16 protein-coding genes, 1 tRNA gene and 1 other RNA gene are annotated in these 23,562 nt (G+C 50.5%); 5 read left to right on the top strand and 13 right to left on the bottom strand.

What is annotated here, in order from left to right:
* Window positions 1-446: 446 nt before the first annotated feature.
* Together VIS48_16150 and VIS48_16145 are read left to right on the top strand one after the other, a co-directional pair.
* Window positions 447-3,191, top strand: coding sequence for a vitamin B12-dependent ribonucleotide reductase (locus VIS48_16150; GenBank protein HEY9167686.1), 2,745 nt, complete (start codon window positions 447-449; stop codon window positions 3,189-3,191).
* A gap of 102 nt (window positions 3,192-3,293) precedes the next feature.
* Complete coding sequence (locus VIS48_16145; GenBank protein HEY9167685.1) at window positions 3,294-3,839, top strand: N-acetylmuramoyl-L-alanine amidase; 546 nt, start codon at window positions 3,294-3,296, stop codon at window positions 3,837-3,839.
* 20 nt (window positions 3,840-3,859) lie between these two features.
* On the opposite strand, the gene VIS48_16140 is transcribed toward VIS48_16145, so the two are convergent.
* The 4 genes from VIS48_16140 to VIS48_16125 form a co-directional block, all read right to left on the bottom strand.
* Complete coding sequence (locus VIS48_16140; protein ID HEY9167684.1) at window positions 3,860-4,474, bottom strand: HAD hydrolase-like protein; 615 nt, start codon at window positions 4,472-4,474, stop codon at window positions 3,860-3,862.
* 225 nt (window positions 4,475-4,699) lie between these two features.
* On the bottom strand, window positions 4,700-6,595 hold the full coding sequence (locus tag VIS48_16135) for a helix-hairpin-helix domain-containing protein (GenBank protein HEY9167683.1): 1,896 nt from the start codon (window positions 6,593-6,595) through the stop codon (window positions 4,700-4,702).
* Entirely contained in the window at window positions 6,592-7,479 is an 888-nt protein-coding gene (locus tag VIS48_16130) for a hypothetical protein (GenBank protein HEY9167682.1), read from the bottom strand. The genes VIS48_16135 and VIS48_16130 overlap by 4 nt, the downstream gene beginning before the upstream one ends.
* A 68-nt stretch (window positions 7,480-7,547) precedes the next feature.
* On the bottom strand, window positions 7,548-8,432 hold the full coding sequence (locus tag VIS48_16125) for a DUF4835 family protein (GenBank protein ID HEY9167681.1): 885 nt from the start codon (window positions 8,430-8,432) through the stop codon (window positions 7,548-7,550).
* Between the two features lie 188 nt (window positions 8,433-8,620).
* On the opposite strand from VIS48_16125, the gene VIS48_16120 reads away from it, so the two are divergent.
* On the top strand, window positions 8,621-9,355 hold the full coding sequence (locus VIS48_16120) for a hypothetical protein (GenBank protein HEY9167680.1): 735 nt from the start codon (window positions 8,621-8,623) through the stop codon (window positions 9,353-9,355).
* Window positions 9,356-9,446: 91 nt separating this feature from the next.
* On the opposite strand, the gene VIS48_16115 is transcribed toward VIS48_16120, so the two are convergent.
* Both VIS48_16115 and VIS48_16110 read right to left on the bottom strand, forming a co-directional pair.
* Entirely contained in the window at window positions 9,447-10,208 is a 762-nt protein-coding gene (locus tag VIS48_16115) for a slipin family protein (GenBank protein ID HEY9167679.1), read from the bottom strand.
* Between the two features lie 8 nt (window positions 10,209-10,216).
* Window positions 10,217-11,497 carry a nodulation protein NfeD gene (locus tag VIS48_16110; protein HEY9167678.1) on the bottom strand — a complete coding sequence of 427 codons (1,281 nt, stop codon included), beginning with the start codon at window positions 11,495-11,497 and terminating at the stop codon, window positions 10,217-10,219.
* 96 nt (window positions 11,498-11,593) lie between these two features.
* On the opposite strand from VIS48_16110, the gene VIS48_16105 reads away from it, so the two are divergent.
* Both VIS48_16105 and VIS48_16100 read left to right on the top strand, forming a co-directional pair.
* The gene (locus VIS48_16105) at window positions 11,594-12,214 is read left to right on the top strand and encodes a ribonuclease HII (GenBank protein HEY9167677.1); all 621 of its coding nucleotides are present in this window, start codon (window positions 11,594-11,596) and stop codon (window positions 12,212-12,214) included.
* Complete coding sequence (locus VIS48_16100; protein HEY9167676.1) at window positions 12,207-12,557, top strand: YraN family protein; 351 nt, start codon at window positions 12,207-12,209, stop codon at window positions 12,555-12,557. Before VIS48_16105 ends, VIS48_16100 begins: the two co-directional genes overlap by 8 nt.
* An 89-nt stretch (window positions 12,558-12,646) precedes the next feature.
* Here VIS48_16100 and VIS48_16095 read toward each other — a convergent pair whose 3' ends face one another.
* The 7 genes from VIS48_16095 to VIS48_16065 all read right to left on the bottom strand — a co-directional run bounded on the left by VIS48_16095 (window position 12,647) and on the right by VIS48_16065 (window position 23,556).
* Window positions 12,647-14,746, bottom strand: coding sequence for a T9SS type A sorting domain-containing protein (locus tag VIS48_16095; GenBank protein HEY9167675.1), 2,100 nt, complete (start codon window positions 14,744-14,746; stop codon window positions 12,647-12,649).
* 638 nt (window positions 14,747-15,384) lie between these two features.
* Complete coding sequence (locus tag VIS48_16090; protein ID HEY9167674.1) at window positions 15,385-16,542, bottom strand: 6-phosphofructokinase; 1,158 nt, start codon at window positions 16,540-16,542, stop codon at window positions 15,385-15,387.
* A gap of 76 nt (window positions 16,543-16,618) precedes the next feature.
* Window positions 16,619-17,056, bottom strand: a complete 438-nt coding sequence (locus VIS48_16085) for a methylglyoxal synthase (protein ID HEY9167673.1) — start codon at window positions 17,054-17,056, stop codon at window positions 16,619-16,621.
* A gap of 205 nt (window positions 17,057-17,261) precedes the next feature.
* On the bottom strand, window positions 17,262-18,890 hold the full coding sequence (locus VIS48_16080) for an Rne/Rng family ribonuclease (GenBank protein HEY9167672.1): 1,629 nt from the start codon (window positions 18,888-18,890) through the stop codon (window positions 17,262-17,264).
* A gap of 546 nt (window positions 18,891-19,436) precedes the next feature.
* Window positions 19,437-19,535: signal recognition particle sRNA small type (ffs, locus tag VIS48_16075), an RNA gene on the bottom strand.
* Between the two features lie 46 nt (window positions 19,536-19,581).
* Window positions 19,582-19,654 (bottom strand) — tRNA-Ala (locus VIS48_16070).
* Window positions 19,655-20,193: 539 nt separating this feature from the next.
* On the bottom strand, window positions 20,194-23,556 hold the full coding sequence (locus VIS48_16065; protein ID HEY9167671.1) for a right-handed parallel beta-helix repeat-containing protein: 3,363 nt from the start codon (window positions 23,554-23,556) through the stop codon (window positions 20,194-20,196).
* Window positions 23,557-23,562: the final 6 nt, after the last annotated feature.

Genomic DNA, 23,562 nt, shown 5'->3' with positions numbered 1-23,562 from the left:
GCTCAAAATCGTCCGTTCAGGCATCGAGCCGCCAGAAGATTGCAGACTCCATTTGTTCGTGCCGCCAGCCCATACCTGCGAATACATGGCATAGTCAGATATAAACGCAACTGCCATGCCCAAGCACACGATTTTTAGGGAAAGGACTCAATCAATTTATCATTTAAAGTAATTTCTCGGGGACTGGAGTTACTGGAGTTTTGAGACCAATAAAACACCAAACAAACTTTGCGTTGAAGTCAATTCTCGGGCTTAATCTCTTGACTTTGCTCGATTTCAGGGATAATTTGGACACCGATTCTCAGCTAAGTTGAGCGCTGGAAATTTGAAATTGATTGCCGTCTGGCACAGCAGGATACCCTCGAGGCCAGCCTCAGGGCGGGCTCAAACCAATTCAGTCTGCAGTACGAGACGGCATTTTCTTCAATATAAAAGGAGAAGTCTAGATGGGATACACCGATGCGTTCGTTTCTGATGATACACTGGCTCGGTCCGCGTGGGGCGGGCTGTCTGTTCGGCGTCACTTCACAAAGAAGGGACTCCATCCGTTTGACGAAATAAAATGGGAGAAACGAACCGCTTCGATCTCAAACGAAAAGGGCGAGGTAATATTCCAGCAGGATGACGTGGAAGTTCCTGAGTTCTGGAGCATGACTGCGACCAACGTAGTGGTCTCGAAGTATTTTCACGGCCAGCTTGGCACACCTGAGCGAGAGAGCAGCGTTAAGCAGATTGTCGACCGCGTTGCAAGGACTTTCACCACATGGGGAATCAAGGGCGGCTACTTCGCTTCCCATGACGACGCTTCTGCTTTTTACGACGAACTGGCATACCTCTTGGTGAACCAGTATGTCTCTTTCAACAGCCCGGTTTGGTTCAATGTGGGTGTGGAAGACAAACCCCAATGTTCGGCGTGTTTCATCAACTCCGTCAAAGATACGATGGAATCGATACTCGACCTAGCCAAGACGGAAGGTATGCTTTTCAAGTGGGGGAGCGGAACCGGGACGAATTTTTCATCACTCCGCTCTTCAAAGGAGAGATTATCAGGTGGTGGTACAGCTTCTGGTCCTGTCTCATTTCTGCGAGGCTTCGATTCCTTCGCGGGAGTGATCAAGTCCGGCGGGAAAACGCGCCGCGCCGCAAAGATGGTGATTTTGAACGCAGAGCATCCCGACGTATTGGACTTCATCAGGAGCAAAGCAGAGGAAGAAAAGAAAGCCTGGGCATTGATTGACGCGGGTTACGATTCCGGCTTCAATGTCCCAGGCGGTGCTTACGATTCTGTCCAATTTCAAAACGCCAACCACAGCGTCAGGGCGACAGACGACTTCATGCGGGCGGTGCTTGAAGATAAGGAATGGTCAACAAAGAATGTGAGAGACGGCAAACCGGCAGGAACGTATCGGGCTCGCGAGCTAATGAGAGAGATTGCTACCGCTGCCTGGATTAGTGGTGATCCGGGAATGCAGTTCCACACCACAGTCAACAGCTGGCATACATCCTCCAACACAGCTCCGATTAACGCCTCGAATCCTTGCAGCGAGTATATGTTTCTGGACGACAGCGCATGCAACCTGGCTTCTTTGAACCTGATGAAGTACAGGAGAGACGACGGTTCGTTCGACGTCGAGGCGTATATTCACTCGGTCGATATTACCATTACTGCTCAGGAAATCATTGTCGGGAACGCAAGCTATCCCACGAAGTCTATTGAGAAAAACAGTTTCGCGTTTCGACCACTCGGAATCGGGTACGCGAATCTTGGCGCGCTGCTAATGTCACTGGGATTGCCATATGACAGCGATGCAGGAAGAGCATATGCCGGCGCGCTAACCGCGATCATGACCGGCGAGGGCTACAGGCAGAGCGCTCTCATCGCCCAGAATATTCGACCCTTTGAAGGGTTCGAAACAAATCGCGAACCTATGCTTGGAGTTATCAGAAAACACAGAGCTCATGTAGACAAGATCAATCATGACATTATTCCGGAATATTTGGTCGACTCCGCAAAGCAAGTGTGGGACGATGCACTCACCATCGGCAAGGAGTATGGCTATAGAAATTCGCAAATATCGGTACTCGCCCCGACCGGAACGATCGGATTCATGATGGATTGCGACACGACCGGAGTCGAACCGGACATTGCACTGGTGAAATACAAAAAACTCGTCGGCGGCGGATATCTGAAGATCGTTAACAACACGGTCCCTCTGGCACTGAGCACACTCGGATACAATGAACAGCAGATAGACGAAATAGTGAAGTACATCGATGCGAACGCCACTATTGAAGGTGCCCCGCATCTGAAGGATAAACACCTTCCCATCTTCGACTGCGCGTTCAAGGCTGTGAACGGAACCCGATCAATACATTATATGGGTCACATAAAGATGATGTCCGCGGTTCAGCCGTTCCTCTCGGGAGCTATTTCAAAGACTGTCAACCTTCCAGCCGAGGCCACCGTCGATGATATCGAGCAGGCATATATCGAAGCATGGAAGCTCGGCCTGAAGGCGATTGCCGTTTATCGGGACGGATCCAAGAGAACTCAGCCCTTGAGCACGAAGAAAGATACCGGAAAATCGGAGCCGGTCCCCCAGGCTAAGGACGAGAAGGCCCCGACACGAGTCATACGCCGTCGATTGCCGGATGAGCGCAACGCAGTAACTCATAAGTTCAGCATCAGCGGACATGAGGGTTACATAACGGTCGGCCTTTACGAGGATGGAACTCCTGGCGAGCTCTTCATCACGATGTCAAAAGAGGGGTCGACGATCAGCGGTCTGATGGATGGATTCGCCACTGGAATATCGCTCGCCCTTCAATACGGCGTGCCTCTGAAGGTATTGGTCGACAAGTTCAGCCATATGCGCTTCGAGCCGTCCGGCTTCACAAACAGCAAGGATGTCCCGATCGCAAAGTCGGTACTCGATTATATCTTCAGGTGGATGGGACTGAAATTCCTCCCCCGGGAAGAACAGCCCGCTTCTGTCGTCGTCGACTCGATCGTTGCCGAGCCAAAGACGGAAGGAAAAAAGGAATTCAAGATATCGCTGGAACAAACTGAGAAGAAGGTCTTCCAGGAACAGGCAGACGCACCTCCGTGTCATGAATGTGGTTCCATTATGATCCGGAGCGGTTCATGCTACAAATGCCTCAACTGTGGCTCCACAAGCGGTTGCTCCTGATAGTAGGTTGTTCTTACCTCAGGCCGCCGGTAAATCCCTTCCGGCGGCTTTTTTATTTTTTTCTCTTGTCATATACTGTCCGCTGATATGTTATCGCTGATCATGTTTCTACTTCTTACCCCGCAGCAGCAAACCGTTTCGGCGGACTCTACGAAGTCCATGCATTTGATGATCATCGACCATCTGATCGACTGGGGCCACAAAAAGTCCGATTGGCCGCGCAAGGTCGAAGCAATTATTATCCATTCTTCATTCAACGCGCTCACACCCGATTCGTTCAGCCTCAACGGCATACTCGACGAGTATAAGGAGATAAACGTCTCACCGCATTTTATCATCGATCGAGAAGGAGGTATTCACAGACTCGTTAAAGAGGAAGATGTAGCCTACCACGCGGGAAAGAGCCGCCTTCCGGACGGCGTCACCAACGTCAATCAGGTTTCGATAGGAATAGAAATCATAAATACCGAAACCGACGGTCCCACCGAAGGCCAGTACTCGTCACTCGCGAAACTTGTATCTCATCTCAAAGCGGAATACACTATTAAATTCATTTTGGGTCACAGCGATATCGCTCCCGGAAGGAAAACGGATCCCTGGTTGTTCGATTGGAATAAATTTAACTCGTTGCTCCGTGGATACCGATAACTCGCGCTGGATAGCGGCAGTCAATAACGAATTCCACGCTTATCCATTTCAGTGAACAGTTCCCCGTTGCCCGTGAACTGGACTGCGTCCCAGCCGAGAAGTCTGGCACCAGCAATGTATTCCGCAATGTCGTCCGTATAGAAATGTTCCTCAGGCTGAGCCGAGGTATACGCCTCAACTGCCTTATAGATTGCCGGCTCAGGCTTGACGGCGCCCGCTTCATGCGAAAGAACAAGCTTGTCGAAGACTTTGAGAAACTCATACTTCCCCCATCCGTACCGCTGGTGGATTCCATTCGTGTTCGACATCAGAACCAGTTTGTAGTTCTTCTTCAGTGCAGGCAAAATGCGCACAAGCTCATTGTTTACCGTAAAGATATTCGAATACAATTCGCAGAAATCTTCTTTCGATAATTTGTTGTCGAGTGCACCGAGTACGATCTCAAGGAATTTCCCCTCGGACAGCTTTCCGCACTCGAGTTCTCTGTGCAATTCGTAATTGGTTCTGTAGAAACGCTTGAATTTTTCCCCGAGTCCAATCTCAATCCTATCCAGACCAGAAAGGATTATCTCATAATTAAATGGGAGAAGCACATTCCCAAGATCAAATACCAATGCAGAATATGTAGGTTTCACTTATGCGTACTCATGAATAGATGAAATTTTTCCGCTTCGATCACGCTATTCGAGCCGATCAGCAGACTTTGTGATAAATTCAAAACACAATTTATTAATAATAGAAATTTCCGCCGAAAGATGAAAACAATTCGTAAGACCAGAATGCAATTCCGACCGCATGGGAGGCACCTGGTGAAATGAGATTGACCCAAAGAAAGGCGGGTTCACCCCTCTGGATTTGTCTCAGCGGAACTTGAAGCTTAACTCGAAGCCCACATACGTCAGGGCCGGGAAGAAATTGGAAATTTTGCCGAGAGAGACTTCACGCTTCGCGTTGAAGACGTCCCTTGAAAGTTTGCAGCTGACCGAAACAGCTCTCGACACAGAATACAATGCAAGAAGAGACATCCTGGCGCCGTCTCCATATAGAACCACCAGCTGACTTACACCCGGCAAATCTTTTTCCGAAACGTAAATTCCTGACAAGTATGAGTCGGTCCTGTAAACCGAGATCGCAGAGGTTATCTTCAGTGGAGCCGAACTAAAGTCAGTTGTGAGAAGCAACATTTCTCCTGATTCTCCGGATGAAACAAAAATCTTATCAAATCTTAACTTCGCGGAGTACGACGCCGAGAATCTATCGGCGATTTCTATCCTGACAGATTGATTCGAGCCCTCCATGGTCGATTGAGCTGCCGGTAAATCGTCCACGATCAGGTAGTAGTCCTCCTTTGATTTGTACCTGTAGCGAAAGTAGAGCGTCCCGCCATCGAGAAGATCTCTTTCAGAGAGGTTGATGTATGATTCAGCAAGTATCTCTTCGCCGTTCCGATCGGGTTTGCCCGACAGAGAAATCAGGCGGAATCGATCATAATAAAATCCGATCTTGACATGCTTGACGGGACGTAACGTGGTCCCAAGATATATTCCCTCCTCCGGAGACAGCGGGTAAGTCTCGGATATGACACCGGCATAGACCGGGGCAATCTCCATTCTCAGATTCCGCAAGCCGACGCAAAACTCCGCGTCCTGATAATCAAGGTCTAGGTTCGCTGTGAATGATGTCGTCCTGGCCGATACTACTTCACCTGAAATCTCTGCGTTATCGAACTGCGACCGCAGATACATCTCAAGGTCGAGATTCCTCTCTCTGTAATAGTTTTGAAATGGGTGATCATAATCGAAATATGCCGCTGCCATTCCACAGTATGTCAAGCCCGAGTTAAATCCGGCTATACCGCCGTAAACTGATTCGCCAAGTTTCCTTTCGGTTCCATTTCCTGACGTGGCCGTGGACAATCCAGTGTAATCAATCGACGAGACTCTGCCGCTGGTGTCGAATGAGGCGCTTAGGCTTTTTCTCGAAACAAAGCATGTAAAATCAAAATCGCCTGACGGCATTTCAACTGCAGCGCCCCTGAGGAAACCATTTTCCGATCGCGACCAGTATGGCTTGAGTGAGTAAGGCTCTCCTTCAAAAAGCGGCGATACCGGTTCGAATGACTTCGTAGCCATCCCGGGTTTGGAAAAAAGCATCCCGTTTCCCAGGCTCAGTGTGTAGTCTCCCACATCGAACGCCGAAAAGCAGAGAACATTCCGGACAAGAACCGATGCGGAGAAGAAATCGAGGTAATCTCTCTCTCCCGCATCCTTGTCCGTGACACTATACGCTTCGATGTTCCCATATTTGATCCCGAACTTCTGAAAATTTCTGAAGCCGCTCTCGCCATCCGCGTCACGATAAATCGCAATCTTTTCGGGCGAGAAAGCGGCATACGTTGAAAGCTCGGTCGTTGGACCATTGTACAAAGCGATCTTAGCGTGTTGTCGCAACATGGAGATCAAGTCCGGCGTTGAACCCTCAAGCGCCCTCAGCTCATCAAATGACCGGATGGGACCGTTGCTTACCCGGTAGCTGATTATTGCACGAGCAAATTGCCGGGTCATGGATGGAATCGATAGAAGTTCGGGCTCGGAGATAGTATTTAGGTTGAACTCTTCATCTCGCTCATCCGCGTCTACCTTTGCCGATTGAAGCGACTCTTGTAAGTTCTCCATCTTTATCTCGTCTTCCCCTGTTTGGGCGATCGCCGCAGCTTGAAGGAAAGAGACGAGAATGAAAACCAGCGGACGTTTCATTCACCCCTTAATATCTTCCTCCGGTCAAGAATCTTTTCGAATTCGGAGCCGAAGACGTCCTGCAATCTGATGGACAAACCGAACGAGTGAGTCGTCCCCAGCACTTGATGAAAAGCGGCTCCATACTCGAATTCGAAAGATAGAAACTTCAGAGAGACTCCTGCGTTGAAAGTATTCATCCCGCTGGCTGAGCCGCACCGGAGTATAAGGAATTTTGTCGGGGAGTACTCCGCGGCTATTCTTGCAGATGAGGGAAAGCCGAGCTCTTTGAAATACTCGATCCCGACATTAAGCTGGCCGGACTGGAACGCAATTCCAGCCGAAAAAGTTTGAGGCAGTCTGTCATTCGACAGGGTCATCGACGCGGAATTTACATTCGTCGCGCCGAAGGCAAAGGAAAAGTGGTCTGACAAGAACATTCGTGCACCGGCGTCAACGCTGACGGAGAAATCAGTACCGTACCCGTCGATGTATAGGTGATTTCCATTTAGGTTCATTCCCACAAACAAAAATTCGTAAACCGGCATTGACACGTTAAGGCTGAAGACAGATTCCCTGTACAGATCGAATCCGAAAGTCTGCGCAGAGGCACCGATATCAACATTTCCTAAATAGTCGCGGTAGGCCAGGCCGGTGGCCTTCACTTCCTCGACACCAAGGACGGAGGGGACATAAAAGATGTTCAATTCCCTGATCTGGGCAGCGCGTGCCGGATTGAAATAGAACGACCACGGATCTTCTCCCACCGAACACAGCGCCCCGCCGGTTCCAAGTGACCTCGCACCGGCGAATCTCCTTTCAAAGCCTGCACGCGATTCGGTAGGAAGACACAAAACGATAGCTACGAAAAGAGTTACCCACGATGCACGACCAGCGTTTGACATATCACAATGCCCTTTGTGACAGGCGGCAGATTCCGCCGACCGAGATTAAAGTTTGACCTTGACGCGGATCAGTTCACGTATTTCAGGTAAGTACTCTGATGTGATTGGTCCGCAACCGAAAGTTTTTGAAGTATTCCCTTATCCGGATAATCTCTTAAAGCATCTGCAATTTCGGAATACTTCGCGTCAAAGAAGACTTTCGCCAGTGCGCTGCGGGATCCGTTCTGGATTACAACATCAGCGATTTTATTTAATGCCGCGGCTAATGCGGCCTGAGCCGTATCCTTTTGAGTGGAAAGAAGATCTATTCCGTTGTATTCGTAATCACAAAATGCTTTCCTGAACTCTTCATATTTTCCCGACAGCACGTCGGCGGCGAGAGCATTCCGCGAGTAAGTTCCGGAACCTCCGGGTTGCCAGCCTGTCGGATAATCGCCATTCTGTCCCTGTGCCACTATGTTGGAGGCGCGCTGAAAGAACTTGCTCCCTCCCAACGGATCATACGAATCGTAATCAAATCCGAGAACGACATACATATAATAATCTACGAATCCAGTGAGCGCGTTGAAATGAAACTCATCGTGATATAACGACTGATCTTTGGCATAATTGAACTGCCATGCGTTATCCAGAATTCTGACCATCGGAGACATGTCGTTCGACTTGAAGATCGGACGTTGGCTTGCGACGAATGCTTGCGCAGTGTATACCCCGTTGGAGGCCGTCTGGAGCTGGATTGAAAGCGTGACTTTGATCTTGGGCCCTTTGAATTCCTCGCCGGTCCACCTGTAGCTGTTGATGTAATTCTGGAGATCGCGGGCTAGATTTGCTATGTTGTCTTTATCGGTTCCGCTCGGCAGCGCGTCTGAGTTTATGGTAACAGTGCTCTCGATTTCCTGGGCTGAGACAGTCCAGGACAACCCGAACATGAGGAGCCAAAGCATCCATTTCATAGACTAACCTCCGATCAGAATTTAGCTTAAGGCACTATCGAAGGCAACTTTTCGTTGATTTTTGCTGTTAGTGGTAATCGTGGGACGTGGCAGATTCCGCTTGCCTATGTCCCTAAGACAGGTTAGCTTATCGGAAATTTGTGGCATGGACAACTAATAACACATTCAAAATAAGAGGAGGTAATTAAATGTCAAAATTCGTAGCGGGAGTCGGCACGGCAATTATAGCCGGCCTTCTTCTGGTAGGTTGCTCAAAGAGTACCAGCCCTTCCGGAACTGCGCCGGTCCTAAAGGCACCCACATTCGCCGGCCCGACCTCAACTTCCGCAAGTGCAGACACGAGCCAAGGAGCCGTAACAGCAAAAAGTTATGCCAGCTTATTCAATGCATACGTAACCGGATACCTTGGATTTTACACAGCCAACGGCGGAACTCAATCCGGCAATACCTGGACCTGGACGTACGCGGCGATTCAAGGATTCACGGCTACCTGGTCCGCCACTTCGAGTAGTAACGGGTACGATTGGAAGCTTGTTTACAATGGAACCCTCACCAGCAGTGGGTCGAGCGAAACGTTCAGCAACTGGACTGTTCTGAACGGGTCTGAGACCACTGACGGCAAATCAGGGAGCTGGACACTCTACTATGTCAATTCCACCATAGCGGCATACGCGGTGACCTGGTCGACAGGTTCCACTGGGACCCTGACCGGGACCATCATTGTCAACGACACCACCGGCGCTCAGGTCGCCAAGCAAGTGTTCACTAACAATACGGACAAGAGCGGAGAACTGGTGGTATACGAAGGCCCGGCATCAGGAGCTGTTCAGGTGCTAGACGTAAAATGGACCTCAACTGGATCAGGCACATGGACGTCCTTTGATCCCACCACTGGCGAGACAAACTCAGGAAGCTGGAGCTGATAGTTAGGTTTTGAAATCGGTGGATGAACAAAAAGCCCCGCTCGTGCGGGGCTTTTTCTTTTCGCAGATCAGAGCAAGTCAGCTCGTCCGACTACTTCTTCACTCCGAGACCCTTTTCCAAGAATGGCGTCAACAAATCAATTGGGACCGGGAATATTGTCGTTGAATTGTTCTCAGTCGCAATTTCACGGAGGGTCTGGAGATATCGCAACGTAAGAGCGCTCGGCTGTTCGCTCAGTATCTTTGCTGCATCCGCCAAACGCTGAGACGCCTGGAATTCTCCTTCTGCGGCTATAACTTTTGAACGGCGTTCCCTCTCAGCCTCCGCCTGCTTCGCCATAGCTCTTTGCATTTCCTGCGGAAGGTCGATTTGTTTCACCTCTACATTCGACACCTTTATGCCCCAAGGCTCGGTATGACTGTCAATGATTCCCTGAAGTTCCTTGTTGATCTTATCGCGCTCCGCAAGAAGCTCGTCCAACTCAGATTGTCCCAGAATACTTCTCAGTGTGGTCTGAGACATCTGGCTCGTGGCAAATAAATAGTCCTCCACTTCGACGACCGCCTTGTTGGCGTCCAGAACCCTGAAGTAGATCACCGCGCTTACTTTGATGCTGACGTTGTCGCGTGTAATGATATCTTGCGGCGGGACGTCCATTGCAATCGTCCTCAGGCTCACACGTACCATCCTGTCGACAATGGGAACAAGTATAATCAGACCCGGGCCTTTCGCCCCGATGAGTCGTCCAAGTCTGAAGATGACTGCGCGTTCATACTCTCTCAAGACGCGTATTGCGCTGGCGAGAAAGAACACCGCGAAAATTACTATAATGGTCAAGATCGGTGTAGCCATATAATCCTCTACTTTGATTGTTTGACTTTCAGAACCAGTTCGACGCAGGATTCTACGATGATTGACTCCCCTGATTTCACGTTTTCATCCGACGTAGCTTTCCATATCTCTCCGTGAACACTGACCTGTCCGACGGTTCCAGGACTCAAGTCGGTCATAGCGAGGCCTTTCTCTCCTACCAACCCCTCAACTCCAGTTGTCGGCTTGCGTCTCTGAGCTTTTAATCCGACACCAACAATACCCAGGAAGAAAGCTGCAGCTACAACGACAGTTGTGATAATCACCGTCAGCGAGATGCTGACCAGTTCGAACGGCGAACTTATGAGCATGATCGAGCCCAGGAAGAGCGAGATGACCCCGCCGATTGCCAGCAAGCCGTGAGTCACTATTTTTATTTCCGCGACGAAAAGGATAATCGAGAGAACAATCAGGGCAAGACCGGCAAAATTAATTGGGAGGGTTTGAAAAGCGTAGAACGCCAGTATGAGCGAGATCGCGCCGACGACACCGGGGAGTATCGATCCGGGATTGAAGAGTTCGAACATTATCCCGAAAATCCCGACCATCATCAGGATATACGTGATATTCGGGTCGCTGATGATCCCCAGAAACTGCTCGCGCCAGTTCATGGGCACAAATTGGATTCTGGCATTCTCTGTGGAGAGGACGACTTTTCCCGCGCTTGTCTCCACCGTCTCGCCGTTGATCTCATGGAGAAGGGAATCGAGATTCGGGGAGACAAGATCGATAACGCCATCTTTGAGCGCCTCAGTCTCAGAATTCGAGATGCTCCGCCTTACCGCATTCTCAGCCCAGGAGACATTCCGGTGTCTTTTTTCGGCAATCGCCCGGACAAAAGCTGCCGCGTCGTTCGTGATCTTCTCGAACATCACCGATGACGTGTCTTCGCTCCCGGTGCCGACGGGGTGAGCGGCGCCAATGTTTGTTCCAGGCGCCATGGCTGCAATATTTGCAGACAGAGTAATAAACACACCTGCCGAACCCGCCCGTGAGCCGCTCGGAGCAACATACACAATCACGGGCACTGATGATCCCAGGATTCCCTGGACTATTTTCCTGGTGGATTCCAGCAGCCCGCCCGGCGTATTCAATTCAATCACCAGAGCCGAAACGTTCCCTTTTTCCGCGTCGGAGATCGAGTTCACGATGTATTCCGCCGCCGCCGGAGTAATCGCTGCATCGACGCGAATCATCATGACTACTTTTTCACGAGAATCTGCTTTGCCCAATCCCACAAGAAGAATTACAAGCGCTGCTATCGTCTTCACTTTGTAATCTTAACAAACGAACCGTCAATTATCAATCTAGGAAACGGCTGCCGCCGTTGCGATATTTCGAGTCAGATTGTCTAAATTACCCGTGAAATGAAGAGATCCCCCACCCAGGACATTGAAAAGCTCCTGTACCATCATGGCATCAAGTACATCGCGGGCGTGGACGAAGCCGGGAGGGGCCCGGTTGCGGGACCGGTCACGGCGGCAGCTGTCATCCTACCTGTTGATAAGTTCTTGACCGATATCCGCGATTCGAAATCACTCCCGGCAAACCGGCGTGAGGCTGCAGCGGAATGTATTAAAGAGACTGCACTCGCATTCTCCATCGTTCACATCCCCAACGACATAATCGATTCAATCAACATATTGAACGCCACCCGCCTTGCCGTGAGGAAGGTAATAGAATTTCTGAACACGGTTCCGCAGGTCATCCTGATAGACGGGAAATTCCTGAACGTAAGCGGTCGTACCTGCATCTCTGTGGTCAAAGGAGATGCGACCGTGTATTCAATCGCTGCTGCCTCAATTCTCGCGAAGACGTCGCGGGACAGGCTGATGCTACAGTACGCGAACGAATACCCGGAGTATTCGTTCGAAAAGAACAAGGGATACCTTACGTCACAACATCTTGAGGCCATTCGCAGTCACGGCTATTCACCGATACACAGGAGGAGCTTCACGATTCCGTCGTTCGGAGCTGCAGGTGAATAAAGTCGTAGGAGCCAGAGGTGAGAAACTCGCTTCCGAATTTCTCCAAAGGAGGGGTTACGAAATCCTGGAAAGAAATTTTAAATATGACCGCGGAGAAATAGACCTTATAGCGAAAAAGGATGACCTGATTGTCTTCTGCGAGGTGAAGACGAGACGAAGCAAAACCTACGGAGGCGGTGAGGAAGCGGTGGATTCGAGGAAACAAGGTCAAATAAGAAAAGTCGCGGAAGGATTTATCTCATCAAGAGAGCCTGGAGATTTTGATTACAGGTTCGACGTGATAGTCGTGGAACAAAGCGGTAAAACGACAAAGATTCGTCTTATCGAAGATGCTTTTCACTGAATTCCTATCTCCGCGAGTGCGGTCATAGAAATAAAAAAGTCCGTCACGATATTCTCACGACGGACTCTTTTCATCGAATCTATTCCTGGTTACTTCAACAGTACCATCTTCATCGAGCTAGTATAATCTTTAGTAGCAAGTTTGTAGAAATACACTCCGCTAGCAACGGAGGTTCCTGACTGGTTCAATCCATTCCAGGTAATCTGGTACGTTCCCGGAACATAATTGTTGTTCGTCAGGACTTTCACAAGCTGTCCGATCGAATTGTAAACTGCGACGTTTACAATTCCGGTCTTCGGTACCGAAAAGTTGATGGTCGTGGTAGGATTGAACGGGTTCGGATAGTTTTGTTCCAGCGAATAGGTGTTAGGAACCTTGTCGCTTACAACTTTCACTCCTGTGAGTAGGCCAAGGGCTCTCGTGAGAAGGGCGAAAGTGTATTTGGCGTTATGAACACCGTGACTTCCATCTTTGAGCACCAGCATATAATTCCAGTATGCGCCCAGCTGGTCCTTCGTGAGTTTCTTGGCACCGCTCGTGCTTATCGTTCCTGCGACCAGAGAGTCGGGAAGTTTGGAGCCCAGCTTGCTCATCAGCGAATCGACTTCAGTCTGAACTCCCGGAACCTGTCCACTGCCGGCAATCCCGGCGTAGTCATAAGGAGCAGGAATCTGATCAAAGTCGGTTATGGGTCCGTGGCACGACTGGCAAGCCGTGGTATTGTCGACCATAGCTCCCGTGCTGTCGGGACCGCTCATCTTCCAGGTGTGACCGCCGAGCATGTTGACAGCCTTCGGATCGACGCCAACGCTTGACATGTGGCATGTCACGCACGCATCAGAAACCTGAGTGTGCGTGTTGAGCCCGGTGATTGAGTTGTCTCCGAATTGATACCCGTTCTGTCCCCAGAACATATCGGTCTGAGGACCGTTGTGAGGACCGAAGTGCGACTTATAGCCTGCAGCAACAGTCGACGTGACCGACGAGCGCGATCTGTGACAATTCATGCAGAGTTGTCCGTTCCCACCGCCGGTTATTTCAAACCCGTTCGTTAAAGTATCAGCCGTGACCTTCCTGAGCTGATAAGGCTTGGACGCGTCATGCGGGTCGTGGCACGCAGCGCAAGCCAGAGGAACTCCAGCATAGCTAGACTGAGTTACTTTGCCATTCATTGCATAGTCAGCAAAACCAGCGCCGTTATGGCATTGTGCACACGAGGCCGAATTCGGCGAGGGCGCATCATCGATTTGGATCTGGGTGTACGCACTGTCGTGCGGACTGTTCAGCCACATTCTCCCCTCGATCTCGTTCGGAGGAGAATCGTGACACTGCAAACAGACGGATGCGTTCAGAGAAACGGAAATCTTCGAAGCATCTCCCCAGTGCTGATCGCCCGGGCCGTGGCAGCTTTCGCACCCGATCGTCCCCAGTTGTGCAAGCTGGGCAGACGTGTGATAGAGATGTGCAAAGTTACTGTCACCCAATGTGGACGGGAAGGTCCATCCGGACTGAGCCTTTACGTCCGCGAAATTTCCGTTCTTCGCATTGGAGTTGTAACCGGTTGTATGACATTTCAAACAACTCTGTCCATAGTGCGAGCTTATGTGCCCGTTCACACCCAATTTAAACATCGAGGCATGTTCTGTTTGCATCCAGTTTGAATAAGACGCATTCGGATCCAACCCTAAGCCCGTAAGCGCACCCTGATGGCATGTTCCGCACTGGGGGACGGTCGCCGTCGCACTGTCATTGGTGACAATGCCCATTGAACCAACACCGACATAATTTGCAGAAGTAATAACAGTCGATGTTTGTGAGTTGCCACCGGCGGTGTTTATGGTGAGATTAATCGTATACGCGCCAGTAGTGTCAAGGGTAATTGTAGTAAATGGAACGGAAGGGCTGTCTACAGCGGCGTGTCCGCCAGCAGGATTATCGACAGACCATGTTACAGTCTGGATCGTGCCTCCCGCAGAATCGATCGCCTGAAGGTAAACTATGGTCTTCTCCCCGATAGTATTGAGCCCGGTAGTCGCATACATTGAGCTACCACTGGAACCATAATGTTGCGTTAGCATGTAGGGGGACATCCCGACTATCTGAATGCCAGCCTTCGGTGTCGTTTGCGAGTAAGCCAATCCAGCTGAGAGGAAGATCATCGCTGAAACAGTTAGCAAGCTTTTCCTCATAGCTTAAATCTCCTTTTCTTGTGCTTTTGGCAGTAATTAAGAATTCTCAAATAATGTCATGACAAAAGAAAGCAAGGATAATGCCAAGAGCGACTCCCGTGATCGCACCCAAAACGATGAAAAAACGAATTATTCCATTCGTCGTGGCGTTGAAATGCTCAACAGCACCACTAACCTACACCCACCACAGGGCATTTTTGGACAGATGGCTGGTCCTGATCGGCGCTCTCTAACATGCCTCATGAAAGAAGTTGAATCCCGGGTATTTTTGAATCAAGCCTGTAGGGCCCCAAAACAGGCCGGCAGGTGGCTTCCACCCAAGTGTTGAACTGGCGGGCGTTGGTCCCTCTACGCTACGAGCCCTGATGTCAACTGAGATGGCAAGATTTACGGTAGCTAAATGATCAAAGATCTCATAGTGAAACTCACTGCCATTTCACCGGAAGGGTTCTCCCTTCGATTCAGATACCACTGCCCGATTGAACGCTATCTGAATCCCGTCCTAGAAGTATCGCAAAGCGAGAGAAGTTGAAACGGCCGATTGGATTGCGGAACCAATTTTTGTTGCTTGGCTGGCCGCAAATAAAAAAGCAGGACGGATAATTCCATCCTGCTTTTATTGATCTCAGAATTTCAACTCAATAGAGGAACATAGGTTTGTTGAGCAAGTGAGCTACTTTAGGTTTATACTGATCGGTGTCGTACAGCTCGCCGACATCTACGCGCTTCAATCCTTCCGTTATGGTGTCGATGGGTATGTGAGTATACTTTCCTTCCTTCAACGCAACCATTTGGCCGAATTGTTTTTTAATCACGAGATCTGTCGCCAGGTTCGCATAGCTTGTTGCGACCATTCTATCCAGGGCGTCCGGCTCTCCGCTACGCATGAGATAGGCAACTTGCTGATAAATGATATCGGAGCCGGTAATTTGTTTCAAAGCGTCACCCGTAATTTGACCGATGCCGCCAAGCTTTTTGTGGCCGTAAGCGTCTGCCTGCCCGTACTCGACGATCTTGCCACCGACCATTTGTGCCCCTTCAGAAATCGTCATGATAGCGTAGTCGCTCGGATTCCTTTTCTTGTCCTCCAGAAGGAGTTTCGCCAGTTTCTCGGGATCGAAGGCCACTTCTGAAATTATGGCACGATCGACTCCGGCGAGATAGGCCGAGATGAGAGAAGTTTCTCCGGAGTTCCTGCCAAAAAGCTCAACAACCGCGATACGCTCGTGCGAACCTGCGGGAGTGCGAAGAGCAGTAATGAAATTTACGCTTCTCGTCACAGCGGTGGAGAACCCGATGCAGTAGTCAGTTCCGAACACGTCGTTATCCATCGTCTTAGGAATAGCGACAACCGGGTATCCTTCCTTGTGGAGACGAACGCCATAACTCAAAGTGTCGTCACCACCGATCGGGAGAAGCGCATCGATCTTCAGTTTCTCCAACACTTGCAAGACGTGCGGAGTAAAATCGAGACGGGCGTCATCTTTCTTTGGTGGATTTTTCGGATCCCTAAGAAAATCCGGAACGTCTTTCGGTTTCACCTTACTGGGATTTGTCCTCGACGTATGAAGGAATGTTCCGCCCGACCTATCGACAGTTCTTGTGTTCTGCTTATTGAGAGGAATGATCCATTCATCATTGTTCTTTGAATCAACGTTGTAATAGAGCAGCCCGGCCCAGCCTCTCCTAATTCCGATTACTTCGACCCCCGCATCTTCGGCTCTGTAGACCGCCGCTTTGATGCAGGGATTCAGACCGGGTACATCACCACCGCCCGTGAGAATTCCAATTCTCATACTTTCACTCCTTTTGATTAAGAATTGCCATGTCGTATTTGTCTATTTTAATGGCGCAATAGTGCCCTGGTTTGATTCAGCTAATCTTCAACACGACCTTACGTTCATATTCCGAATGAAAAAGAGGCGACGAGATCAGGAAATCGGCCGAGGATCTGTTCGATGCCACGGGAATGTTCCACACCACCGCAATGCGGAGCAGAGCTTTGACATCCGGATCATGTGGTTGAGGCTCGAGGGGATCCCAGAAAAAAATCAGTATGTCTATTTTTCCTTCAGCGATCTTTGCGCCCACCTCCTGATCGCCTCCAATGGGTCCGCTCAGCATCCTCTTGATCCGGAGCTTGAGCGTGTCCACGAGCAGCTTGCCAGTGGTCCCAGTCGCAAAGAGTTCATGTTCCTTGAGAACATCCTTATTGAATTTCGCCCACTCCAGAAGCTCTTCCTTCTTGTTGTCATGCGCGACGAGTGCTATTCTCTTCCTCGAGTGCATCCTGAATTTTTCTTTTTTCATCGTCATCCTCCGACTTCTGGAGTGCATTTCAAAATCTTCGAACTCAAGCAAGCTGTTTCAACCCTGACTCCCAGGCTGAAGGTCGAGCCCTAAGCACCGATTCGGGATTCACGCCGGTCACGAGAGCGAAAGCGTTCCTCCGCCGCGATTTCAATTGCAGAAAAATAATCGACGTGATTCAGCAACAACATTCTCTCTTCCGATGCTACGATTTGAATTCTTCCGTCACGTCTTTCTTCTCGGAGAAGGAGTAGAGCTTATAAGAATTGACGGGAATCTTGGAATCGGACTCGAGTTTGATGTAAATTTTATTCTTCCACATCAATTTTATAAGATTATTCGGTTTCCCTTCTTTAAGATACGAAGCAAGATATGGATGGACCGTCAATTTCGCGGTATTGCCATGGCCCTCGCCCTTGTACCTGCCGAGTCTTCCTGCAATCTCAGAGAAGACTGTCGCCCGGCTTTGAACGATTCCCGTTCCGGCACATATGGGGCATGCCTCGCTGAAAGACTGCATGATACTCTGCCTTATGCGCTGCCTCGTGATCTGCACGAGACCGAATTCGGTCATGGGAAGTATTGTTGCTTTCGCCCTGTCCCTCCGGAATTCTCTGCGGAGTTCTTCGTACACCTTGCGCTTGTTGCGCTCGTCGTCAAGGTCGATGAAATCGACCACAATAATTCCTCCGATATCACGGAGTCTGAGCTGCCTGACGATCTCACGCGATGCTTCGAGGTTTGTCCGGAGTGAATTCTGTTCCTGCTCCTTGTTCGCCGCGTAGCGGCCGCTGTTGACATCGATGACTGTCATGGCTTCGGTGACGTCGATTACGATATAGCCGCCTGTCTTAAGGGCCACCCTGCGTCCGAGCGAGTCCTGCATGTCCTTCCCGACGCCGAACACATCGAAGATCGGCTGCTTCCCGCGATAAAACTCAATCTTGTCGACAAGCGTCGGCGCAAACCATTTCACGTAAGTAGTGATCTCTTTGTACAAGCGCCTCGAATCGACGACGACTCTCTGGACCTCATTGTTGAAGAGGTCCCGAATGACACTCGAAACTGTCGACAGGTCTTTATAGAGAAGGATCGGAGGCTGTTCAGACTTCACGCTCTTTTCTATCTCACGCCATGTCTTGATCAACTGTTCGAGATCGTTCTTCAGGAGCTCTTCCTCTTTTCCTTCGGCCACAGTTCTTATAATGACGCCGAAGCCCTCGGGGAGCATGCTTCTGATTATCCTTCTGAGTCTTTTCTTTTCCCGAAAATTGTAAAGCTTCTTCGAGACTCCGATGCGGCCGTCGAACGGGAGGAGGACCACATATCTTCCGGGCAGCGACACCTTACTGGTGACACGCACGCCCTTCTTTCCAACGGGCTCTTTCGTGACCTGGACGATGATGCTCTTTCCGCGGTCGAGATGGATTTCGCGCGGCGCGGGACGATATGGTCGTTGCGCGATCTGTGCTCGCGGCGCATTATGCTGCTGTGATTGTTGCTGACCCTGCGGCTGACCTGCCGGCGGCGCTGTCTCTAGCTCGTCATCCTCTTCGTGATCGACATCCGAATCATCTTCGCCGATCAGCGATGAGTACTCGTCTATGTTCGGGTCTACATCCGAGAAATGGAGAAACGCATCCTGCTTGTGCCCGATATCGATGAATGCCGCCCTGATCCCGGACATGACTCTCGCGACACGGCCGAGATAAATGTCCCCGACCATACGCTCCTTGCCGGGAGTATCGACGAAAATCTCCGCGAGCCTGCCGTCTTCGGTAATAGCAATCCGAACCTGGTCAGCAGTCTCATTGATTACAATCTCCTTTTTCATATACACCTGCTCTGTTTTTTTGTCGCGGAGAACAGTTCAGGCGATCGACCAGAATTTCGACCCGGTGTTGACCGGTATTGTGTTTCAATAGGAGATTGGAGTGTATGATTGCTGAATCATTTGGTGGACCACCTTTCGGAGGCGATATCCTGACTCGCGTATTGTCTCCCGAAAATAATTCGGCCGAGACAAGAAATGAAGCTGCGAGGAGTGGGATTCCCACACTCGCCGGCAAATAACTAACACTCCTGATAACACTCTGGAGGAAGTCTGAAGCGACTCCGCAACTTGGAATGGAAAATAGTTTAGGATGAACAGGGATGGCGTCATCCCTGAAAACTGGAATGCGAAATGCGACCAGCGACATAAGCCAAGCTTCGAGAACAATCATCCGCCGGAGACGGACAGGATGAGAATCCGAGCTTTGAGTATTATGTCTGTTTAACACCTTTACGCCGATTATTAAATCAAAACTGAACCAAACATGAACCTATCGCCTTGAAATTCCAACCGTAACTGAAGGCGAATAATGAAAGCGAAAAAAAACGAGGTCAAGCTTGCTGTGTCACACGGTCAGTACGCTTACCGTTGCTTCCTTCCGGACCTGGCGGGGTTCGGCAACTTTCCGTTGCACAGGACTTGACCTCAAAAACTCATTCCGTCGCTTTCGGCAAATTGTACAAACTTTCTGTGGAGCAGAGGGGAGTCGAACCCCCGACCTCCAGAGTGCGATTCTGGCGCTCTCCCAACTGAGCTACTGCCCCGTAAGCGAGCTTCGTCTTCCACGGGCCAAAAAGCCCATAGAACATGCCTTTTTCAACAATTTTCAATAACAATTTAACACGGTCATCGACGCTGTGCAAATGGACGACATGATATCCGAATGTCCGTATGGTTATCCTGCGGACGCTGCGGGAGGCTCAAGGGCTGAGGGAGATCAAGCCTTGGGGAACTACTGTTGTGCACTGGATGACATGGCCTTTGATACGGTAATTATTCGGGTAACCGCACGCGGAACACCGACGTCAGAAAGGATTCGCGGAGCAAATTAGAAAGGTCGCGAAATTGAAATCGCGGCCTAATTCGTCCATGGTTTAAACGGTGAAGTGATCGCCGCCTGGAGTAACAGCGACCACGTCGAATATTTTCGGATCGGGACTACTTGACCAACAACATCTTGTTTACCATGACATGACCATCAAGGTCCAATCGCGCAAAGTACGTAATGCTGGCAAAGCCCCACACGTTGAGGAGGGCCTCGTAGGCTCCCGCTTCCTTCCATGAACGGAAGAGCAAGCTCCGTTCATTTCATTAAAATCATCTTCCTGATTTGCCTTTGAGAACCATTTTCCAGAACCGAGAGATACAAGCCGGACGACAGACCGGAGGAATTGAACCGGACGACATACTTCCGCCCTGGGTCGGCAGTTCCCATAAAAAGTGTAGCAACGCGTTGGCCCAGGATGTTGTAAACTTTCAACGCGGTTAATCCTCTCTTCGCGACGGTAAAATCTATTTCAGTGGACGGATTAAACGGGTTGGGAAAATTCTGATAAAGTTGAAACGCGAGCGGGACATTTGGAGATTCGTTGACACCGGTGGTGCGACCGAATTTCCCGACACCAAACCATCCGAGGGCCGTAATATTTCCCCGCGAGATTGTATAAGGCTGACTGGAAAGCTGGAATGTGTAATTGCCGGAACCCGCATCCGAATCAGGCTGGGAAAGGAGAAATATCCTCGAATCATTATCGCGATTAGCTGCGAAGGGTGTATTCTCTTCCGCTGACATCCATCCGAGTTTTATGGCACAGTCGGAAGTCCCCGCTGACTGTTCGGTGATATCCCATTTTACATTCACTCTCCCCCCGTCGCCGCCAGCGTATTCGGGCAGACTTGAGTCAGGAATTACAGACACGGAGAAGGCATCCGGACCGTTTCCGTTTGTGATCCAGACAGGCGAATAAGCTTCATGCGTGCCGACGGGGAATAACGTCTGGGCAGATCCCACACTGGCAATCGTCATTTGACCACCCGAGGTATCGGTCATTGCATAAGTTGTTGCGGATCCTCCGACTACAGAGGCAGCGACGACATTCTTCCGGCCGAGAAGGAGCTGACCGTTTACGAATGCAATTCTACCCTTGACAACTACGGAATTTGTCAGAGAAACGCCGGATGAGTTTATGATTGTAAGGTTGTTAACACTGTCGGGAAGATTATCGCCCGTAATCTGCGGCAACGATCCGCTGTAGACGTAGTTGGCGTTCTTGCTGTAACTCCGGGCCCCTGTTACCTGGACAACTCCGTTCGAAGCAACTCCGTCGTGATAAGTAATTGAAAACGTTGCACCATCGTCTAAAGAAAATGACTGGCTTCCCTTCAGGGTGTCGCTCGGGGCCAGAGTCAACCCGCCATTGACGACAAATTTTCCGCCGCCTGCGCCGCCTGACCACGATGTGCTGTCCGTAACGAAGGTAAGGGAGGAGGACGCGGCAACTGTGTCAAAGACGACCGGTTGCATCGTGAGAGATGACATCGCGAACGGCTTGCCAAGTATAACAGATTGTCCACCCGCGCCGGTAAAATTGAAAGCGAATGCTCCGATGGAGTTCGTGGCGTATGAGACGGTGTTGTCTGTTGTGAAGTTCCCTTTCAGGTTCAGTATGCCAGTTTCACTGGTGGACGTAGAACCGGTGCTGCCGCCCGCCTGGAGGGTGGCGCCGTTTGCCATCGAGAGATTTCCTCCGATGTTGATAATTCCTGTTCGACTACCAGCAGCTGTCGTTCCCGAGAACGGTCCGAGCCTGGCCGAATTGGGACTCAGAGCGCTCCCGACGAAAACATTTCCGTCAACATTCCATACTCCGACTACATTCGCGGTACCGTTCGTGTCGACGGCAGACCATTCACCGCTGTTTACAAACACGCTGCCATGAATAGTGTGTGCGAGACTGACAGTCGCACATCCGCTGAAGATGGCGGCAGGTCCCCCTGTTTGTATTATCAGGTTTCCGTTAATGGTAAGATTTGTCCCGGCGACAGTACCGCCTCTTGACACGATCACATTGCCGAAAGTGGAGTCGTAACCGGGGCTTCCGAGAAGATTTCCCGCGCCGGAAGTGTGAACATAGAAGCTCGACGGGCTGATGTAATACTCCCCGGCCTGGACAAAAGACGGTTGAGTTGGCAGACTGTTGTAATACCAGGCGCCGGATTGGACAGAGATGGATCCCGACACCGAAAGAGGCGCCTCCACGTTCAGCTTCGAGTTCGACTGAAGAATCAGACTTCTGCAAGTGGCGGGTGGAGAGGACGTGACAATCACGGAATCGCCTCCGGAGATTACGACATCCGAAGTATCGACAGGTATTGCGCCGGACTTCCAGGTCGAGCCGGAGTTCCAATCGCCGCCGCCGGTGCCGTTTGTCTCAGAGTAAGTCGAGCCGATACCGCTCTCGAACGCGCCGAGGTCGGGCGCGCTGCCCGCGAATCGAAGACCGACATCAATGCCGGCGTCGATCAGCGAACTGGATGGGGCAAGTCGAAACAAAGGCGTGGAAGGAAGGGATCCGTCCGGCAATCTTGTGACTCTCGCCAGAGAAGTATCGAGGCTGAGAAAATCGGAAGCCATGACGGAATGATTCGTCCAGCTGTTCGAATCGATCACTGCATCCGCATTGAGCCTCGCGTCACCCCCGCTTCCCGCAGAAGAATTCCACCCTCCGGCATAAGAGAGATCGTTCTTCAACGTGTCTTCGGCAACCAGAGGGACGGAGGGAAAAGAAAAATTGTAAGTGCCGTTACGATACGATGTGCAGTTATAGAGGGTGACACCGCCCATGTTGTTGTTCTGGTCGAAACCCTTCACGACATTGTCGAAAGACACGCAGTTCGTGACTACGTGGAGACCGATGGAGTCGGCGCCGCCGAGCTTAAACCCGTTTCCGTTGCCGGTGAAGCCCGATATGCCCCAGAGATTGTAACCGTTGTGGAACGCCCAGCAGCTGTCGAATATCACGGGAAAGCCGGTCCCGTAACAATCGTAGCCGTCATCGGCGTTGTCGTACACTCTGCAGCCGCGGATGACATTTCCCGGTCCAGCCACAAGTTTCGCGTCGATGCCGTCGGCATTCTGTCCTTGAGTTGCGGGATCGTTATTACCGAACGAGTCGCAATTATGAATGTAATTGTAACTTCCTCCATTGCTTATCTGGATGCCTGAGTCTTTACAATTTGAGATCTGACAATTCTCTACGATGTTGTAAAAACCGCTGATGTAAATGCCGTTGTCGCCGGCATTCCTGATGACGAGTCCCTTCAAGTACCAGTAATTTCTTTTCAGTTCGATTCCCCTAGACGAGGATGAATACGACTCGCCGGCAAAATCGAGGATGGGGGTCTCTCCCGGATATGCCCAGAGATTTATATAATTTCCCGCCGTACCGCTGACACCGGTGCCTAATGTGCTGGAGATATTATATACGCCTTCTCTCAGATATATTGTCGTCCCGGCTGTTGCCATCGACATCGCCTTTGAAATCGTCTGTAGTGGTGCTCCGATCGTGCCCGCGTTTGAATCGCTTCCGCTTGGTGAAACATATATCTGTCCGTACGCGGCAGCGGAAAGAGAAAGAAGAGCCGCAAATGCAATATTGATTTTCACTCAATT

Source organism: Candidatus Kryptoniota bacterium, assembly GCA_036567965.1.
Lineage (GTDB): Bacteria > Bacteroidota > Ignavibacteria > Kryptoniales > JAKASW01 > JAKASW01.
The sequence above is the reverse complement of the archived record's forward strand: the minus strand, read 5'-3'. Positions and strand labels throughout refer to the sequence as shown.

Bases quoted from the DNA above. Each gene is read 5' to 3' on its own strand.
- VIS48_16150 (HEY9167686.1), top strand. From the start codon at position 447: ATGGGATACACCGATGCGTTCGTTTCTGATGATACACTGGCTCGGTCC.
- VIS48_16145 (HEY9167685.1), top strand. From the start codon at position 3,294: ATGTTTCTACTTCTTACCCCGCAGCAGCAAACCGTTTCGGCGGACTCT.
- VIS48_16135 (HEY9167683.1), bottom strand. From the start codon at position 6,595: ATGAAACGTCCGCTGGTTTTCATTCTCGTCTCTTTCCTTCAAGCTGCG.
- VIS48_16130 (HEY9167682.1), bottom strand. From the start codon at position 7,479: ATGTCAAACGCTGGTCGTGCATCGTGGGTAACTCTTTTCGTAGCTATC.
- VIS48_16125 (HEY9167681.1), bottom strand. From the start codon at position 8,432: ATGAAATGGATGCTTTGGCTCCTCATGTTCGGGTTGTCCTGGACTGTC.
- VIS48_16120 (HEY9167680.1), top strand. From the start codon at position 8,621: ATGTCAAAATTCGTAGCGGGAGTCGGCACGGCAATTATAGCCGGCCTT.
- VIS48_16115 (HEY9167679.1), bottom strand. From the start codon at position 10,208: ATGGCTACACCGATCTTGACCATTATAGTAATTTTCGCGGTGTTCTTT.
- VIS48_16105 (HEY9167677.1), top strand. From the start codon at position 11,594: ATGAAGAGATCCCCCACCCAGGACATTGAAAAGCTCCTGTACCATCAT.
- VIS48_16095 (HEY9167675.1), bottom strand. From the start codon at position 14,746: ATGAGGAAAAGCTTGCTAACTGTTTCAGCGATGATCTTCCTCTCAGCT.
- VIS48_16090 (HEY9167674.1), bottom strand. From the start codon at position 16,542: ATGAGAATTGGAATTCTCACGGGCGGTGGTGATGTACCCGGTCTGAAT.
- VIS48_16085 (HEY9167673.1), bottom strand. From the start codon at position 17,056: ATGAAAAAAGAAAAATTCAGGATGCACTCGAGGAAGAGAATAGCACTC.
- VIS48_16080 (HEY9167672.1), bottom strand. From the start codon at position 18,890: ATGAAAAAGGAGATTGTAATCAATGAGACTGCTGACCAGGTTCGGATT.